The following is a 16,922-nucleotide window of genomic DNA, read 5'->3' as shown; positions in this document are numbered from 1 at the left end:
GCACCTCATCGTTCGCGCTCGGGGTGGCGCGGCGGTTGTTCCAATCCGCGGTTTAACCGCACATCCAAGATCAGGAGCTTTGCACATGCAAACGACCGACAACATGACGAGCCAGCACGAAGGCGCCCTAAGCGGGCACGCCGTCAGCGGGCAAAGTGGCGCCTACGCGCAGCCGCTCGCGCCGCAGGCGACCTTCGCGGACTACAAGGTTATCCGCCGCAATGGCAGCGTCGTGTCGTTCGAGCCGTCCAAAATCGCGATCGCCGTTACCAAGGCGTTCCTGGCCGTGAACGGCGGGCAAGGCGCCGCGTCCGCTCGCGTGCGCGAACTCGTCGAGCAGCTGACGCAAAACGTCGTGCGCGCGCTCGTGCGCAGCCGCCCCAACGGCGGCACGTTCCACATCGAAGACATCCAGGATCAGGTCGAGCTCGCGCTGATGCGCGGCGGCGAGCACAACGTCGCGCGCGCCTATGTCCTTTATCGCGAGAAGCGCAACCAAGAGCGCGGCCACGAGCAGGAAGCCGCCGCGCCGTCCTCGGGCCTGAACGTCGTCGACAACGGCATCACGCGTCCGCTCGATCTGCAGGCGCTGCATGCGTTGATCGCATCGGCTTGCGAGAACCTGGGCGATGCGGTGAGCCCGCAGCCGATCGTCGCCGAAACGGTCAAGAACCTCTATGACGGCGTGCCGATGAGCCAGGTCTACGACTCGGCGATTCTCGCGGCGCGCACCATGATCGAGAAGGATCCGGCCTATAGCCAAGTGACGGCCCGCATCCTCCTGCACACGATTCGCCGCGAAATCCTCGGCGAGGAAGTGACGCAGGGCGAGATGACCGAGCGCTATGCCGAGTATTTCCCGCAGTTCATCAAGCGCGGCGTCGAAGCCGAGCTGCTCGACGAGAAGCTGCTGCAGTACGACATGAAGCGGCTGGGCGCCGCGCTCGACGCGAGCCGCGATCTGCAATTCGGCTACCTCGGGCTGCAGACGTTGTACGACCGTTACTTCCTGCACGTCGAAGGCGCGCGCATCGAGATGCCGCAGGCATTCTTTATGCGGGTCGCCATGGGTCTCGCGTTGAACGAGATCGACCGCGAGGCGCGGGCGATCGAGTTCTACAATGTGCTCTCGACGTTCGACTTCATGAGTTCGACTCCGACGCTGTTCAATTCGGGCACCCGCCGCTCGCAGCTGTCGTCGTGCTACCTGACGACGGTCGCGGACGATCTCGACGGCATTTACGAAGCGTTGAAGGAAAACGCGCTGCTCTCCAAGTTTGCAGGCGGCCTTGGCAACGACTGGACGCGCGTACGCGCGCTCGGCTCGCACATCAAGGGCACCAACGGCAAGTCGCAAGGGGTCGTGCCGTTCCTGAAGGTCGTCAACGATACGGCCGTGGCGGTGAACCAAGGCGGCAAGCGCAAAGGCGCCGTCTGCGCCTATTTGGAAACGTGGCACCTGGACATCGAGGAATTCCTCGAGCTGCGCAAGAACACGGGCGACGACCGCCGCCGCACGCACGACATGAACACGGCCAATTGGATTCCCGACCTGTTCATGCGGCGCGTGATGGAAGGCGGCGATTGGACGCTGTTCTCGCCGTCGACCTGCCCGGATCTGCACGACAAGTTCGGCGCCGACTTCGAGAAGGCTTACACGGCGTATGAAGAAAAGGTCGAGCGCGGCGAGATCAAGCTCTTCAAGAAGATTCCGGCCGCCCAGCTCTGGCGCAAGATGCTCGGCATGCTGTTCGAGACGGGCCACCCCTGGATCACGTTCAAGGATCCGTGCAATGTGCGCTCGCCGCAACAGCATGTGGGCGTCGTTCACTCCTCGAACCTGTGCACCGAGATCACGCTGAACACGAGCGACACCGAGATCGCCGTCTGCAACCTCGGCTCGGTCAACCTCGTCGCGCACCTAGTGAAGCAGGCCGACGGCAGCTACGCGCTCGATCACGACAAGCTCAAGCGCACCGTCAGCGTGGCGATGCGCATGCTCGACAATGTCATCGACATCAACTATTACGCCGTGCCCAAGGCGCGTAACTCGAATCTGAAGCACCGCCCGGTCGGCATGGGCATCATGGGCTTCCAGGACTGCCTGCATCTGCTGCGCGTGCCGTATGCGTCCGAGCTGGCGGTCGAGTTCGCCGACCGGTCGATGGAAGCGGTGTGCTACTACGCCTATTACGCGTCGACGGAGCTTGCCGAGGAGCGCGGCCGGTATTCGAGCTACCGCGGCTCGCTGTGGGATCGCGGCATTCTCCCGCAGGACACGCTCAAGCTGCTCGAGCAGGCGCGCGGCGGCTATGTCGAAGTCGATACGAGCGAGACGATGGACTGGGCGACGCTGCGCTCGCGCATCGCCACCCACGGCATGCGCAATTCGAACTGCGTGGCGATCGCGCCGACGGCAACGATCTCCAACATCATCGGCGTGTCGGCTTGCATCGAGCCGACCTTCCAGAACCTGTACGTGAAGTCCAACCTGTCGGGCGAGTTCACGGTGGTGAACGATTACCTGGTGCGTGATCTGAAGGCGCGCGGGCTCTGGGACGAAGTCATGGTGGCCGATCTGAAGTATTTCGACGGCACGCTTTCGCGCATCGACCGGGTGCCGGCCGATCTGCGCGCGATTTATGCGACGGCGTTCGAGGTGGATCCGAAGTGGCTGGTCGAAGCGGCGTCGCGTCGCCAGAAGTGGATCGACCAAGCGCAGTCGCTGAACATCTACATGGCGGGCGCCTCGGGCAAGAAGCTCGACGAGGTTTACAAGCTCGCTTGGGTGCGCGGTCTGAAGACGACTTACTACCTGCGCACGATGGCGGCCACGCACGTTGAGAAGTCCACGGTCGCGCATGGCGCGCTCAATGCAGTGCGCTCCGATGACGGCGGCGCGAGCGGCGGTGGCGCGGCCGGCGGCTTCGGCGCGATGGGCGGCGCGATCGGCGGCGGTGCGGGTTCGCCCGCAGGCGGCATGAATGCCGCGTCGGCGGCGCAAGAAGAGCCGCAGCCCGATGGTCCCGCCTGCATGTTGCGCCCCGGCGATCCGGGTTTCGACGAATGCGAGGCTTGCCAGTAACGGCTTCGCTTGGAAGCCGGCGCGCGCAGCGCGCCGGCATTGCCGGTCCCGGGCGCGCGAACGACAGAACGAGAAACATGGCGCGCCCACGATGAAGCGCAACGAGCGCTGCGATGCGTCGAACCACAACGCGCATCGACATCGAAGAGACGAAGGAGGACCCAGGGATGCGAGACGGGAGGCGTCGGCAATCGAAACTTTGCGATGCGCTTTTTCGCGAGAAGACATCGCATCGAGACGACCCTTCATGAGTCATCGACGATCTCGCGTGTGCGACCTCACGAACAAAGTGTTGTATCGAGGTCGCAGCGCGAATCGAAAAACAGGGATTTTCGTGAGCGAACCCTTTTATCGCTCGTGAAAAGATGGTACAAACCGATCTAAATTGATGGTGAGAATTTATGCTCAACTGGGATGACGAGACGACTGCCGTAACTCCCTCGAGCGGTTCGCAACAGAACACGTTGCGCAACTCCGCGGGACAGGCCGTCGGAACGCAAGCAGCGACACCGGTCGTGCCGCAAGCTCCGTTGGCTCAAAACATCTTCGCGCAGGACTTTGCCGTTGCGCCATACGTGGAAGCGGCTCAACCTGCCGTGGCATCCGAAGCACGGGTGAACGTCGCGGACAAGCGGATCATCAACGGCCGCACGGACGTCAATCAACTGGTGCCGTTCAAGTACAAGTGGGCGTGGGAGAAGTACCTCGCCGGCTGTGCGAACCACTGGATGCCGCAGGAAATCAACATGTCGCGCGACATCGCGCTTTGGAAAGACCCGAACGGGCTGACCGAAGACGAGCGCCGCATCGTCAAACGCAATCTCGGCTTCTTCGTGACCGCCGACTCTCTCGCCGCGAACAACATCGTGCTCGGCACCTACCGGCACATCACGGCGCCCGAGTGCCGTCAGTTCCTGCTGCGCCAGGCGTTCGAAGAGGCGATTCATACCCACGCCTATCAGTACATCGTCGAATCGTTGGGGTTGGACGAAGGCGAGATCTTCAACGCGTACCATGAGGTCGCCTCGATCCGCGACAAGGACGAGTTTCTGATCCCGTTCATCCATACGCTGACGGATCCGGCGTTCAAGACGGGCACGCTCGAAGCCGATCAGAAGCTGCTCAAGTCGCTGATCGTGTTCGCCTGCATCATGGAAGGCCTGTTCTTCTACGTGGGTTTCACGCAAATTCTTGCGCTCGGCCGCCAGAACAAGATGACGGGCGCGGCCGAGCAATACCAGTACATCCTGCGCGACGAGTCGATGCATTGTAATTTCGGCATCGACCTCATCAACCAGATCAAGCTCGAGAACCCGCATCTGTGGACGCGCGAGTTCCGGGAAGAGATCCGCGAGCTATTCAAGCACGCGGTCGAACTCGAATACCGCTACGCCGAGGACACCATGCCGCGCGGCGTGTTGGGATTGAATGCGTCGATGTTCAAGAGCTATCTGCGCTTCATCTGCAACCGTCGTTGCCAGCAGATCGGCCTCGATCCGCTCTATCCGAACGAGGAAAACCCGTTCCCGTGGATGAGCGAAATGATCGACCTGAAGAAGGAACGCAACTTCTTCGAGACGCGAGTTATTGAATATCAAACCGGCGGTGCGCTGTCCTGGGAATGACGCGTGCTGCTCGATGCAATGAATGTCGATGGGGTGCCCGCCGCGAGAGGAGCCGCGGCGGATAAAGCAAGGAGCAAGATCGCCTAATGCAAAGCGTGCCCGGCGGTGCAACCGCCAACAAACATGACAGGCACTTTGCGAGCCCTTCAGTGGGATGGGCGAACTACCCCCTTAGAAAGCGGGCGGCTAAGCCGTCTGCTTATCACGAGCGATTATCGGGCTGCGTGAGCGCTGCGCGTTCACCTGCCGTCTCGATCCGGCGTGCGGTGCCTTTTGGCACGGCACGCCTTACCGCATTCATTAGCGTAAGCGCTTGGTCTTTGCGTACGCCGATGAATAGCCCGCTTCGCAGCGCGCGCCGTCACCGGCGCGCAGCGGGAAGCGGGTTTGAAGAAGGGTGTAGTTCGAAACTTACCATCTGAAAACCTGAAGGAGAACACAATGGCAACTGCCAAGAAGAAGCCTGCCGCCAAGAAAGCCGCACCGGCCAAAAAAGCAGCAGCGAAGAAGGTTGCGGTGAAGAAGGTCGCGGCGAAGAAGGCGGCTCCGGCCAAGAAGGTTGCAGCCAAGAAAGTCGCGGTGAAGAAGGTCGCGGCGAAGAAGGCGGCTCCGGCTAAGAAGGCCGCGGTGAAGAAGGTTGCAGCGAAGAAGGTTGCAGCGAAGAAGGCGGCTCCGGCAAAGAAGGCTGCTGCGAAGAAGGCTGCACCGGCCAAGAAAGTTGCGGCAAAGAAAGTCGCAGTGAAGAAGGCCGCACCGGCCAAGAAGGCTGCTGCGAAGAAGGCGGCTCCGGCTAAGAAGGCTGCTCCTGCGAAGAAGGCTGCGGCCAAGAAGGCCGCTCCTGCCAAGAAGGCTGCCCCTGCGAAGAAGGCCGCCGCCAAGAAGGCTGCCCCTGCGAAGAAGGCTGCTGCTGCCCCTGCGGCGAAGAAGGCCGCTCCCGCGAAGAAGGCTGCCGCCAAGAAGCCTGCGCCAGCCGCGCCCGCTGCGCCTGCTCCTGCAGCAGCCGCTTCGACGGCGCCCGCTTCGACGGTGAAGACCGCGCTGAACCCGGCCGCTGCATGGCCGTTCCCGACCGGCAGCCGTCCGTAATAGGGCGGCGCGACGCGTGCCGCGCTTGGCGTGGCACCGGCTCGCGTGTCGAGGTGGACAAACCCCGCCGCTGGCATCACGCTGGCGGCGGGGTTTTTACATTGTGGCCGGGTTCGGCAGCCGTGCGGGAAGCAACGCCGGCGCAGTGACGGTCAGTGCGTGACGCGCGTCACGCCGCCACTCGAGAGCAGGCGCACGCGTTCACCTGCTTGAAAGATCTCCCCGGTCGCCGATTGCGTAATGGCCCGCAGATCGCCGTTGTCCAGTCGTACCGTGATTTCGAGACCTTGGCGCTTCGCGACGCCGTTTTCAACTGCATTGCCGGCTACCGCGCCCGCAATGCCGCCGATGATGGCCGTCGCGATCGATCCTTTACCGCCTCCGAACGCGCTGCCAGCGACGGCGCCGAGCGCACCGCCGCCGACGGCGCCGAGCCCGCTCGGTTGCCCGTCGTTCGCGGAGATCGTCACCGCACGCACGCTTTCTACCGTACCGAAGCGGACGGTCTGTTCGCGCTGCGCTTGCCCCGCCGTGTACACGTTGGGGGAACTGCTGTTATACGCGCATCCCGTCATGGCTAGCGATCCCGCCACCAGTACGGCGAGCACGACCCGGCCCGATGTTTTCATTGTCTATTGCTCCACAAAAAGTATTGCCGCAGGCTGCTGGCTTATAAGCTATAGCCGTAGGCCTGCTTGAACCGACGATCGATTTCGTCACGGGACGGCGCATAAGTTTGCGGTCCCGACTGCTCGATTTTGAGCGAGCCCATCAGGCTTGCCAAGCGGCCCGTCGTGGCCCAGTCGAGGCCATTCTCAATGCCGTAAAGCAGGCCGCCGCGGAACGCATCGCCACAACCGGTAGGGTCGACGATCTGCGACGCCTGGACGACGGGAATTTCCTCACACTGGCCGCGATGATGGATGCGCGAACCATGCTCGCCGCGCGTCACGATCAAGGCTTGCACGCGCTGGGCGATTTCCTCGAGCGACCAGCCCGTCTTATTGCTGACGAGGCTTGCCTCGTAGTCGTTGACTGCCACGTAGGTGGCGAGTTCAATGGCGCGCCTGAGCGCCTCGGCGGAGAACAGCGGGAGCCCTTGGCCCGGATCGAAAATGAACGGCACGCCTGCCGCGGCCAGCTTCTCGGTGTGCTGCACCATCCCCTCGTACCCGTCGGGTGCGACGATCGCGAGCTTGATGCCTTGCGCTCGATCGGCGTGATTCAAATGCGATTGCATCATCGCGCCTGGGTGGAAGGCGGCGATCTGGTTGTTGTCCAGATCGGTGGTGATCATGGCCTGGGCCGTGTACGCCTCGGGCACGACGCGGACGTGCTCGGTCGAAAGGCCCAGGCTCTTGAACCGATCGAGATAGAGCTGACCGTCGACTTCGCCGAGCGTCGCCATGATGCGCGCCTCGCCGCCCAGCAGGTGCAGCGCGTAAGCGATGTTGCCGGCGCAGCCGCCGAACTCGCGGCGCATCGTCGGGACCAAAAAGCTCACGTTCAAGATGTGGACCTGTTCGGGCAGGATGTGCTCGCGGAAGCGCCCCTGGAAGGTCATGATGTTGTCGTAAGCGAGCGAGCCGCAAATCAGCGTAGCCAAGTCGAATATTCCTATGCGTGTCCGGTGAAATAGGGCCGCCATACGAAAAACGCCGCGCGGGTGGCGCGGCGTGCTGCATTGCGGCCGTGCGATTTACTTCAGTGCGTTCAGCGCCGCGTCGTAGTTCGGCTCGTTCTTGATTTCGCCGACGAGTTCCGCATGGACGACTTTGTCGTTTTCGTCGACGACGACCACCGCGCGCGCCGTCAGCCCCGCCAGCGGGCCCGATGCGATGTCGACGCCGTACGCTTGCGCGAATTCATGGCCGCGGAACGTCGACGCCGTCACCACGTTCTCGATGCCTTCGGTCGTGCAAAAGCGGCTTGCGGCGAACGGCAGGTCGCCCGAGACGACGATCACGGCCGTGTTTTGCAACTTGGCCGCTGCTTCGTTGAACTTGCGCGTCGAGGTGGCGCAGGTGGGCGTATCCAGGCTCGGGACGATGTTGAGCACCTTGCGTTTGCCGGCGAAATCGGCGAGCGCCACCGGCTTGAGGTCTTTGCCGACGAGCGAAAACTCGGGTGCCTTTTGGCCGACCGAGACGAACGTGCCGCCGACTTCGATCGGGTTGCCGCCCAGCGTGACTTGACTCATGTTTGCTCCGGATATTCGTTTCGGGTTGTCGCGAGTGCGAGGAAGTGGGCGCGCCGAGCTTGGCGCGCCCGGGTTCTGCTACGGGTAGAAGATCTGAACGCGAAAGTTGGTCGCGATCACGTTGCCGCTGTCGAGCCGCACGATCATCGTCTGCGTCGTGTGCGCCGGCAGGCCTGCCGCCACGCGAGTGCCCGGTGCGACATAGTCCTCGGGCCACAAAATGCGGCGCACGGCCACGTCGTTCTTGCTGTCGAACAGCGTCAATTCGATCGCAGGGTAACCGAGCGCGATGCCGTAGCGGTTCCGTAGGGGCACGCGCAGCTCGAGGCGGTGGGGTCCGTCGATTTGCCGCAGATCGGATGCTTCGACTTGCAGCCCGTCGATGTCGCGCGGCGGCGTCAGTTGACACCCGACCTTGGCGCACACCTGCGCGAACAGCGGCTGCGAGCTGGGCCAGTAGACCATGACGGCTTCGCGGCGCCACCAGGCGAGTTGAGCGACTAAGGCGACGACGAGCGCCAGCGCGACGATCCCGCCGACGATGTAGGCGAGCGCACGGCTTGGCGTCCCGGTGCGCGCCTCGCGGGTTACCGCGAAGTGATGCTCGTGCGCGCTCGATGGAGGCGGTTCGGCGAAAACCGGCGGCACGCCGGCTGCCCGCAGGCGAGGGTCGTCGGCTGCGGCGCTGCGCTGCGGCGCCCCTTCGGCTTGTCGTTCGGCGCGCGCTTGAACGCCTTCGCGCAGGTGCGGTTCGAGGTGCGGTTCGGTTTGAGCTTCGTCGGCGTGCGGCGAGCGGGTAGGCACGGCGAATTCAGGCTCGGCGCGCGTTCGCTCCGGCAGATCGGGAGACGCCAGCGAGGGTGCGCTGAAATGCGGTTCGTCGTCGATGCCGGGCTGCAACGTACCGTTGATATGCGGTTCGTCGTCATCCCAACTTGGTTCGGGCGATCGACTCCACGTTTGCGACGGGAAAACTTGGTCGCGTGCAGTAGCGCCGGGTTCGATTGGCTCAGGCGGGCTGGCTTGATCCTCCGGCGCTCGATGCGCCTCGGGGAACGCGCCCGCTCGGAGCGGTGGTTCAGGCGATTCCGGTGTCGGCGGATGCTCGGCTTCGGGCACATGCTCAGCCTCGGGCGCATGCTCAGCCTCGGGCGCATGCTCAGCCTCGGGCGCATGCTCAGCCTCGGGCGCATGCTCAGCCTCGGGCGCATGCTCAGCCTCGGGCGCATGCTCAGCCTCGGGCGCATGCTCAGCCTCGGGCACATGCTCAGCCTCGGGCACATGCTCAGCCTCGGGCACATGCTCAGCCTCGGGCACATGCTCAGCCTCGGGCACATGCTCAGCCTCGGGCACACGCTCGGCCTCGGGCACACGCTCGGCCTCGGGCACATGCTCAGCCTCCGGCACATGCTCGTACACGGGCTGTTGTTCAGCGCCCGGCGCAAAAACCGGTGCCGCGAAAGGCGGCACTTCCGCACTGAGCGGTGGTTCGTGCGTGAGCGGCGGCTCGGACGGCGCAACGTCCGAGCTTGCCGTCGCCTCGGAGGCGACGGCCTCGGCTTGCGCTTCCGGCGTCGCGTCGTTCAGCGGATGCGGCGCTGAATCGCGCTCGCTCTCCGATGCGGGAATGCCCGTGTGGTCGCTGTCTTGGCCGGCGCCCGCATGCGGATCGAGCGTGTTGTGCCGAGCGTCGAAGACCTCATGGCAGTGTCCGCAGCGCGCGAGCCCACCAGAGCGTGCAAGCATTGCTTCCTGCACGCGGAAAACCGTTTCGCAGTGGGGACAGCGGGTGGCTAGGACCATAGTGAACGGAAAAGCCGGCGCTAGCGCCGGTGCATCGATCGATAGTCGCTATTCTAATGGTTTCTCGCCGCGCCCTCGGCGATGGCTCAATTGCTTGCGGCCTAGTCAGCCGCGCTTCACACCGGTCAAGCAAACCCAGCCGTCGAGTTCGCGCCACACGCCAATGTCGATCCACGGACGATACGCGTCCGCGACTTCCTCGGCTTGCCGCGCAAGCACGCCCGACAGCACGATGCGTCCGCCCGGCTCGATCTTCGCGCTCAGCATCGAAGCCATCAGCTTGAGCGGGTTCGACAAAATATTGGCGACCACGACATCGAATTGGCGGTCGGGACAAGCGTCGGGCAGCGTATAGGTGACCGCCGCGTGATTGCGCTCGCTGTTTTGCCGAGCCGATTCGACGGCCTGCGGATCGATGTCGACGCCAACGACAGGCGCTGCGCCGCACTTGTACGCAAGGATCGCGAGGATGCCGGAACCGCAGCCGTAGTCGAGCAGCGACTGGCCCGGCACGACCGATTCTTCTAGCCATTCCATGCACAGCCGCGTCGTCGGGTGACTGCCCGTGCCGAATGCCAGTCCGGGATCGAGTTCGAGAATCAACGCCTGCGGATCGGGGGCGTCGTGCCATGACGGCACCACCCAAATTCGCTTGCCGATCGCGATCGGTTCAAATTGCGACTGCGTCAAGCGTACCCAGTCCTGCTCCGGCACTTCCCGCACCGCGAACGACGGAACCGCCGCCAGCCCAACGGCATTGGCCGCGGCGGCCGCGACGAGCGCCGGCTCGTGCTCGGGGGCGAGCAGGGCGATCACGCGCGAATGCTGCCACGCCGTGCGGTCTGGCGTGAGGCCGGGCTCGCCGAACAGCGGCTGCTCGTCGGCCGTGTCGGCATCGGCATCCTCTACCGAGACCGACAGCGCCCCCAGTTCGATGAGCGCGTCGGACAGCGCTTCGGCGCGCGCCCGGTCCAGTTCGACGATCAGTTCCCGGTAGCTCGCCATGTCGGTCAGGCTTCCTCCGGCGCGGCTTGCTGCTTTTCCGCGAGCCGGTTCTCGAGATAGTGAATGCTCGTGCCGCCTTCGACGAAACTACCGTCGAGCATCAACTCGCGATGCAGCGGAATGTTCGTCTGGATCCCTTCGACGACCATCTCCGACAGCGCGATCCGCATGCGTCGAATCGCTTGATCGCGCGTGGCGCCGTAGGCGATCAGCTTGCCGATCATCGAATCGTAGTTCGGCGGAACGAAATACCCATTGTAGGCGTGCGAATCGACACGGATGCCGGGGCCGCCGGGGGTATGCCACGACGTGATGCGACCGGGCGACGGCGTGAACCGGAACGGATCCTCCGCATTGATCCGGCACTCGATCGCATGACCGCGGAACACGATATCGCGCTGACGCAGCGCAAGCTTTTCGCCTGCTGCGATGCGGATTTGCTCCTGCACGATGTCCACGCCCGTGATCAGTTCCGTCACCGGGTGCTCGACCTGCACGCGCGTGTTCATTTCGATGAAATAGAACTCGTTGTTCTCGTACAGGAACTCGAACGTGCCGGCGCCGAGGTAGCCCATTTTCTTGCAGGCGTCCGCGCAGCGATCGCCGATGCGCTCGATCAGGCGGCGCGCGATGCCGGGCGCCGGCGCCTCTTCGATCACCTTTTGGTGGCGGCGTTGCATCGAGCAATCGCGCTCGCCCAGCCACAGCGCGTTCTTGAACGAATCGGCCAGGACCTGGATCTCGATGTGACGCGGATTCTCGAGAAACTTCTCCATATAGACCTGCGGGTTTCCGAAGGCGCGTTCGGCTTCCTCGCGGGTCATGTTGACGGCGTTCACGAGCGCCGCCTCGGTGTGGACCACGCGCATGCCGCGGCCGCCGCCGCCGCCGGCGGCTTTGATGATCACGGGGTAGCCGATCGAGCGTGCAATCTTGACGATCTCTTTCGGATCGTCCGGCAACGCGCCTTCCGAACCGGGCACGCAGGGCACGCCCGTTTTGATCATCGTCTGCTTGGCCGTGACTTTGTCGCCCATCAGACGAATCGTCTCGGGGCGCGGGCCAATGAAGGCGAAGCCCGACTGCTCGACGCGCTCGGCGAAATCGGCGTTCTCCGAAAGAAAGCCGTAGCCGGGGTGAATCGCCTCGGCATCGGTGACTTCGGCCGCGCTGATCAGCGCGGGCATGTTCAGGTAGCTCTGCGGCGACGGCGCCGGTCCGATGCAGACGGCTTCATCGGCGAGCTTGACGTATTTGGCGTCTTTATCGGCGGTCGAGTAGGCGACGACCGTCTTGACGCCGAGCTCGCGGCAAGCACGCTGGATGCGCAAGGCGATTTCGCCGCGATTGGCGATAAGAATTTTTTCAAACATGGCGATGGTTCGACGCAGTTATGGGCTCGTGCGTCGTGGGTCCGCAAAGAAATGGGCGGTACACGGCATTCGAGCGAAAGGGCTGCACCCGAGGCTTGGTCATTCGCCCGGGTCCGCCTCGCGATCAACCGATGATGAACAGCGGCTGGCCGTATTCCACGGCTTGGCCGTTTTCGATGAGGATTTCTTTCACGACGCCCGCTTGGTCGGATTCGATCTCATTGAGCAATTTCATCGCTTCGATGATGCACAGCGTCTGGCCTTCCTTGACCGAATCGCCCACCTGGACGAACGGCTCCGCGCCCGGCGAAGGGGAGCGGTAGAAGGTGCCGACCATCGGCGAAGTCACGACGTGGCCTTCGGCGACGGCGGGTGCGGGCGCCGGCGCTGCCACGGGGGCATGCTCGGCGGCGATCGAACCGGCGGCCGGAGCCGATGCGTTGAATTGCGGTGCGTACGGGGCGGACTGCTGCACGTAAACCGGCGGCGCATTCTTGACGATGCGGACTTTGCCTTCGCCCTCGGTCACTTCGAGCTCGGAGATGCCCGATTCGGAGACGAGGTCGATCAAAGTTTTCAGCTTACGTAGATCCATAAGGAATCCCCTCTTTAATGCGTGAGGCGCCGGCTCGCACCGGCTCCGATTTGATGTTCTGGAATCAGCCGCGCGCGTTCTGGGGCGCGAGCCGCTCTAGCGCGAACTCGAGTGCGTACAGATAACCCTTCCAGCCGAGACCGCAGATGACGCCCTCGGCCTGGTCGGAAAAGTAGGAGTGATGCCGGAAGGGCTCTCGGCGATGCACGTTCGAGAGATGGACCTCGATGAACGGGATGCCGACCCCCGCCAGCGCGTCGCGCAAGGCGACGCTCGTATGCGTGAACGCCGCCGGATTGATGACGATGAATTCGATCCCTTCCCTTGCCGCCGCCTGCACGCGGTCCACCAGATGGCCTTCGTGATTGCTCTGAAATGCCACCAGTTCGACGCCTGCTTCCTTCGCGCGTGCCGATAGCGCCTGATCGATCTGCTCGAGCGTGACGCGACCATAGACCTCGGGTTCCCGCGTACCTAGCAGGTTGAGGTTTGGGCCGTGCAACACCAGCAGTCGTTTCATGGTTCGCTTCTGTTTCCGCGGAATTGCGCGCACTTTAGCGCTGATTGTCGAAACTTGTCTAGCGGCCGATGAAAAAGGCGCTGCGCGCGAGCCCGCCGGAGCGCGTTTTTTGGGGCTCGACTCACTCAATTTCCGTGATCCTGACACGAATTCGTCGCTTTTTGCGTGTAACTCCCGCGTTTTTCGCGAGGTCGCTCAAAGCGCGTCCAAGGTCTTGCGAAGTTCGGTCGGGACGATTTGTCCTAATTTTGTCGACCGTACGACGCCGTTAGCGTCAATTATGACCGTGAAGGGCAGCGCGCCGGCCCCGTTGCCGAGGTTGCGGGCAAGGTCGGCGCCGCCAAATCCGCTGATCAAAATGGGGTAATCCACCGGGACCTTCTTGAGGAAATTTTTGACGTTCTGTCTGGAATCGACGCCGATCCCGACGAATTGGACGCCCTTGCTCGCGTAGGCGTCATGGAGTTCGACGAGTTGTGGCATCTCGGCGACGCACGGGGCGCACCAGGAAGCCCAAAAATTCACGACCAGCACTCGCCCTTTGTAAGCCTCGAGCGTTCGCGGCTTGTCGTCGATGTCGCGCAGCGGTGCGCTCAGCAGTTGCGCGACCGCGTCGCTGGCAGGCGCCGTCTTGGCGGGCGCGGCGGCGCTCGGCATCGGCCTTTCAGGGTTGGCGCCGCCGGTGAGCCAATGCTGCGCCGCGACCCCGAAGAGGCCTGCTGCCACCGCCACGGTCGCCACGATGAAGAGATGTTTCGCTTTCATAAAGTAACAAGGACGGGCGCCGAGCCGGCCGACGGGCGTCGCGCTGCGGGGTTCGGCGTCGATTTCAATTGTGCAACGGTGCGTGGCCCTCACCGGCGAGCAGCGCCTCGACGGCGTCGAGATTGGCCCGGGCCGTGCGGCCCCGCCCGTCCGCGCGCACCGCGCCGCGCAGATCGTCCGTATCGTAGAGCGCGATATGGATGCCGACCGGATCTTCATCCCGAGCGGCCCGCCACAGGAAGCTCAATGTCTCCACGTCGCCCCGGCCGCCGAAGTGGCGTGTTTCCGAGACGTCGTACTGCACGTTTACATTGAGCAGATAGATCGCCACTTCTTTAGGGTTGTCGCAAAACACTTGGAGGTGGATGTCCGAATGTTCGCCGGCTGTGCCGTTCAGGACCGCCCCCGTCAGGTAGGGATGGAACGCGGCCAGCCGCTTCATCCATTCAATGGCGATTTCCCGCAGCCGGCGCAGGACCGCGGGCTGCGTGTCGGCTTGGAACAACGATTGATACTCGCGAATTTCTTCTTCGATCTGATCGTTGTCGGGCAGCCATTCGCCCGCGACGCGCGTCTGGCCGGTAATTTGCCGCGCCGCCTTGCGCTTGGCGCTGGCGTAATCGAGCCCTTCCTCCGCGATCAGCCGCGCGGCTGCCATCGCGATTTCATCCCGCACGCGCTGCGGATCGACAAGAGATTTGCGCACCATCCGGCAATCATACTAGATCGTCCGGCACCGGCCGCTCGGCCCCGTTCGCGGCGGGCGCGTCGGGTACAATAGCGAGCCTCTAGCGCGCCGTCCGCACCCGGGCGTGAGCGTCCACCCATGCACTCGCGGAAAGCGCGGCACCAGCACGACAGGTTTATGCATATCCACATCCTCGGCATCTGCGGCACCTTCATGGGCGGTCTCGCGGTTCTCGCGCGCGCCGCGGGGCATACGGTGACAGGCTGCGACGCCGGCGTCTATCCGCCGATGAGCACCCAGCTCGAGGCGCAAGGCATCAAGCTCATCGAAGGGTATGGCGCGGAACAGCTCGAGCTCGAGCCCGACTTGTTCGTCGTCGGCAACGTCGTTTCGCGCGGCAACGAGCTGATGGAGGCGATTCTCGATCGTGGCTTGCCCTATGTCTCCGGGCCGCAGTGGCTGGGCGAGCACGTGCTCGCGGGCAAGTGGGTGCTCGCGGTTGCGGGCACGCACGGCAAGACGACGACGAGTTCCATGCTCGCTTGGTTGCTCGAAGACGCGGGCCTGAACCCCGGCTTCCTGATCGGCGGGGTGCCGCTCAATTTCGGCGTGTCGGCCCGGCTGACCGATTCGAGCTTTTTCGTCATAGAAGCCGACGAATACGACACGGCGTTCTTCGACAAACGCTCCAAGTTCGTCCATTACCGGCCCCGCACGGCCGTGCTGAATAATCTCGAATTCGATCACGCCGACATCTTCCCCGATTTGGCCGCGATCGAGACGCAATTTCATCATCTCGTGCGCACCGTGCCCCGCGTTGGGCGCCTCGTCGTCAACGGGCGCGAGGCCGCGCTCGAGCGCGTGCTCGCGCGCGGCGCGTGGAGCGAGGTGGAGCGCTTCGGCGTCGAGGGCGGATGGGATGCGCTGCCCGCGGCGGACGGCGAACCCGTCGACGAGCGCTTCGCGCTCTATTGGCATGGCGAGCGCCTGGGCCTCGTCGATTGGCAGGTGCAAGGCGAGCACAATCGGCTCAACGCCCTCGCGGCGATCGCGGCCGCGCGTCATGTCGGCGTGCCGCCTGCCCAGGCGGCCCATTCGCTCGCGCAATTTCGCAACGTCAAGCGGCGCATGGAAGTGCGAGGAAGCGTCGATGGCGTGACGGTCTACGACGACTTCGCGCACCATCCAACCGCCATCGCGACGACGATCGCGGGGCTGCGCACGCGCGTCGGCAGCGAGCGCACCCGCATTCTGGCCGTGCTCGAACCGCGTTCGAACACCATGAAGCTCGGGGTCATGAAGGCGCAGTTGCCCGGTAGCTTGGCAGGCGCCGATCTCGTGTTCGGCTACGGCGCGCCGAGCGGGCGCGACGCGCTCGGTTGGGATCTGCGCGAAGCGCTGGCGCCGCTCGGCGGCAAAGCGCGCGCGTTCGACGATCTGAGCGCGCTCGTTGCGGCCGTCGCGCAGGCGGCGCGCCCCGGCGATCACGTGCTCGTCATGAGCAACGGCGGCTTCGGCGGCGTCCATCAGAAGTTGCTCGATGCGCTGGGCTCGCGCCCGAGAGGCGCTGCGTGATTCTCTATCTGCACGGCTTTCGTTCTTCGCCGAAATCGTTCAAGGCGCAGCTGCTCGCGGCGCGCGTGGCCGAGCTGGGCGGCGCGAACGATTGGCGCTGTCCGATGCTGCCTGTTTCGCCGCTGCAAGCCATCGCTTTGGCCGAAGCGCAAGTGGCCGAGGCGGTGAAGGGCGCACGCGGCGAAGTGTCGGTCATCGGCAGCTCCCTTGGCGGCTATTTGGCCACTTACCTAGCCGAGAAGCATGGTTGGCGCGCGGTGTTGCTGAACCCCGCCGTGCTGCCCGAGCGCGATTTGTCCGCTTACTTGGGCGAGCAGCCGCTTTGGCACGGCGGCGGCAGTATCGTCGTGGAGCCGCGTCATTTGGATGAGTTGCGCGCGCTCGGCGTCAGCGCGATCAGCAAGCCGGAACGCTATTATTTGTTCGCCGCCACGGGCGACGAAGTGCTCGACTACCGCGAAATGCTCGCGCATTACCCCGGTGTCGAGACCAAGCTGATCGAAGGCAGCGACCACGCGATCAGCGAATTCGCCAACTATGTCGACGACGTGCTCGCATTTTGCGGCATGACGCCGGCCGAGCGCGTATAGCCGGCTCGCGAG

The 16,922-nt window shown here is 64.0% G+C and carries 16 protein-coding genes; 6 read left to right on the top strand and 10 right to left on the bottom strand.

The genetic code is table 11. From position 1 onward, the window contains the following. Positions 1-85: 85 nt before the first annotated feature. The 4 genes from MMB74_RS13850 to MMB74_RS13835 all read left to right on the top strand — a co-directional run bounded on the left by MMB74_RS13850 (position 86) and on the right by MMB74_RS13835 (position 5,796). Complete coding sequence (locus MMB74_RS13850) at positions 86-3,085, top strand: ribonucleoside-diphosphate reductase subunit alpha (RefSeq protein WP_277429206.1); 3,000 nt, start codon at positions 86-88, stop codon at positions 3,083-3,085. Positions 3,086-3,486: 401 nt separating this feature from the next. Further along, on the top strand, positions 3,487-4,710 hold the full coding sequence (locus MMB74_RS13845) for a ribonucleotide-diphosphate reductase subunit beta (protein WP_277429205.1): 1,224 nt from the start codon (positions 3,487-3,489) through the stop codon (positions 4,708-4,710). 86 nt (positions 4,711-4,796) lie between these two features. Continuing rightward, positions 4,797-5,132 carry a hypothetical protein gene (locus tag MMB74_RS13840; RefSeq protein ID WP_277429204.1) on the top strand — a complete coding sequence of 112 codons (336 nt, stop codon included), beginning with the start codon at positions 4,797-4,799 and terminating at the stop codon, positions 5,130-5,132. 19 nt (positions 5,133-5,151) lie between these two features. After that, the gene (locus MMB74_RS13835; RefSeq protein WP_277429263.1) at positions 5,152-5,796 is read left to right on the top strand and encodes a histone H1-like DNA-binding protein; all 645 of its coding nucleotides are present in this window, start codon (positions 5,152-5,154) and stop codon (positions 5,794-5,796) included. Positions 5,797-5,948: 152 nt separating this feature from the next. On the opposite strand, the gene MMB74_RS13830 is transcribed toward MMB74_RS13835, so the two are convergent. The 10 genes from MMB74_RS13830 to MMB74_RS13785 all read right to left on the bottom strand — a co-directional run bounded on the left by MMB74_RS13830 (position 5,949) and on the right by MMB74_RS13785 (position 14,766). Further along, complete coding sequence (locus MMB74_RS13830) at positions 5,949-6,425, bottom strand: glycine zipper 2TM domain-containing protein (protein ID WP_277429203.1); 477 nt, start codon at positions 6,423-6,425, stop codon at positions 5,949-5,951. A 41-nt stretch (positions 6,426-6,466) separates the two neighbouring features. Continuing rightward, positions 6,467-7,402, bottom strand: coding sequence for a carbohydrate kinase family protein (locus MMB74_RS13825; RefSeq protein ID WP_277429202.1), 936 nt, complete (start codon positions 7,400-7,402; stop codon positions 6,467-6,469). Between the two features lie 93 nt (positions 7,403-7,495). Continuing rightward, positions 7,496-7,996: a thiol peroxidase gene (tpx, locus tag MMB74_RS13820; RefSeq protein WP_277429201.1), complete on the bottom strand. Its 501-nt coding sequence runs from the start codon at positions 7,994-7,996 to the stop codon at positions 7,496-7,498. Positions 7,997-8,074: 78 nt separating this feature from the next. Then, on the bottom strand, positions 8,075-9,799 hold the full coding sequence (locus tag MMB74_RS13815) for a DUF3426 domain-containing protein (RefSeq protein WP_277429200.1): 1,725 nt from the start codon (positions 9,797-9,799) through the stop codon (positions 8,075-8,077). Between the two features lie 105 nt (positions 9,800-9,904). After that, a complete protein-coding gene (prmA, locus tag MMB74_RS13810) occupies positions 9,905-10,804 on the bottom strand; it encodes a 50S ribosomal protein L11 methyltransferase (RefSeq protein ID WP_277429199.1) in 900 nt (299 codons plus the stop codon). Between the two features lie 5 nt (positions 10,805-10,809). Beyond that, on the bottom strand, positions 10,810-12,177 hold the full coding sequence (accC, locus tag MMB74_RS13805; protein WP_277429198.1) for an acetyl-CoA carboxylase biotin carboxylase subunit: 1,368 nt from the start codon (positions 12,175-12,177) through the stop codon (positions 10,810-10,812). A gap of 124 nt (positions 12,178-12,301) precedes the next feature. Next, positions 12,302-12,772, bottom strand: coding sequence for an acetyl-CoA carboxylase biotin carboxyl carrier protein (gene accB, locus MMB74_RS13800; RefSeq protein WP_277429197.1), 471 nt, complete (start codon positions 12,770-12,772; stop codon positions 12,302-12,304). Positions 12,773-12,836: 64 nt separating this feature from the next. After that, positions 12,837-13,292, bottom strand: coding sequence for a type II 3-dehydroquinate dehydratase (aroQ, locus tag MMB74_RS13795; RefSeq protein ID WP_277429196.1), 456 nt, complete (start codon positions 13,290-13,292; stop codon positions 12,837-12,839). 195 nt (positions 13,293-13,487) lie between these two features. Then, a complete protein-coding gene (locus MMB74_RS13790; RefSeq protein ID WP_277429262.1) occupies positions 13,488-14,057 on the bottom strand; it encodes a TlpA disulfide reductase family protein in 570 nt (189 codons plus the stop codon). Positions 14,058-14,121: 64 nt separating this feature from the next. Continuing rightward, a complete protein-coding gene (locus MMB74_RS13785; RefSeq protein WP_277429195.1) occupies positions 14,122-14,766 on the bottom strand; it encodes a UDP-N-acetylmuramate--alanine ligase in 645 nt (214 codons plus the stop codon). Between the two features lie 156 nt (positions 14,767-14,922). On the opposite strand from MMB74_RS13785, the gene mpl reads away from it, so the two are divergent. Next, positions 14,923-16,320, top strand: coding sequence for a UDP-N-acetylmuramate:L-alanyl-gamma-D-glutamyl-meso-diaminopimelate ligase (gene mpl, locus MMB74_RS13780; RefSeq protein ID WP_277429194.1), 1,398 nt, complete (start codon positions 14,923-14,925; stop codon positions 16,318-16,320). Next, positions 16,317-16,910 carry a YqiA/YcfP family alpha/beta fold hydrolase gene (locus MMB74_RS13775; RefSeq protein WP_277429193.1) on the top strand — a complete coding sequence of 198 codons (594 nt, stop codon included), beginning with the start codon at positions 16,317-16,319 and terminating at the stop codon, positions 16,908-16,910. Before mpl ends, MMB74_RS13775 begins: the two co-directional genes overlap by 4 nt. Positions 16,911-16,922 lie beyond the last annotated feature (12 nt).

This window comes from Trinickia sp. Y13 (assembly GCF_029522115.1).
Classification (GTDB): Bacteria; Pseudomonadota; Gammaproteobacteria; order Burkholderiales; family Burkholderiaceae; genus Trinickia.
Note: the sequence above shows the minus strand (reverse complement) of the source record. Positions and strands in the feature narration are given on the sequence as shown.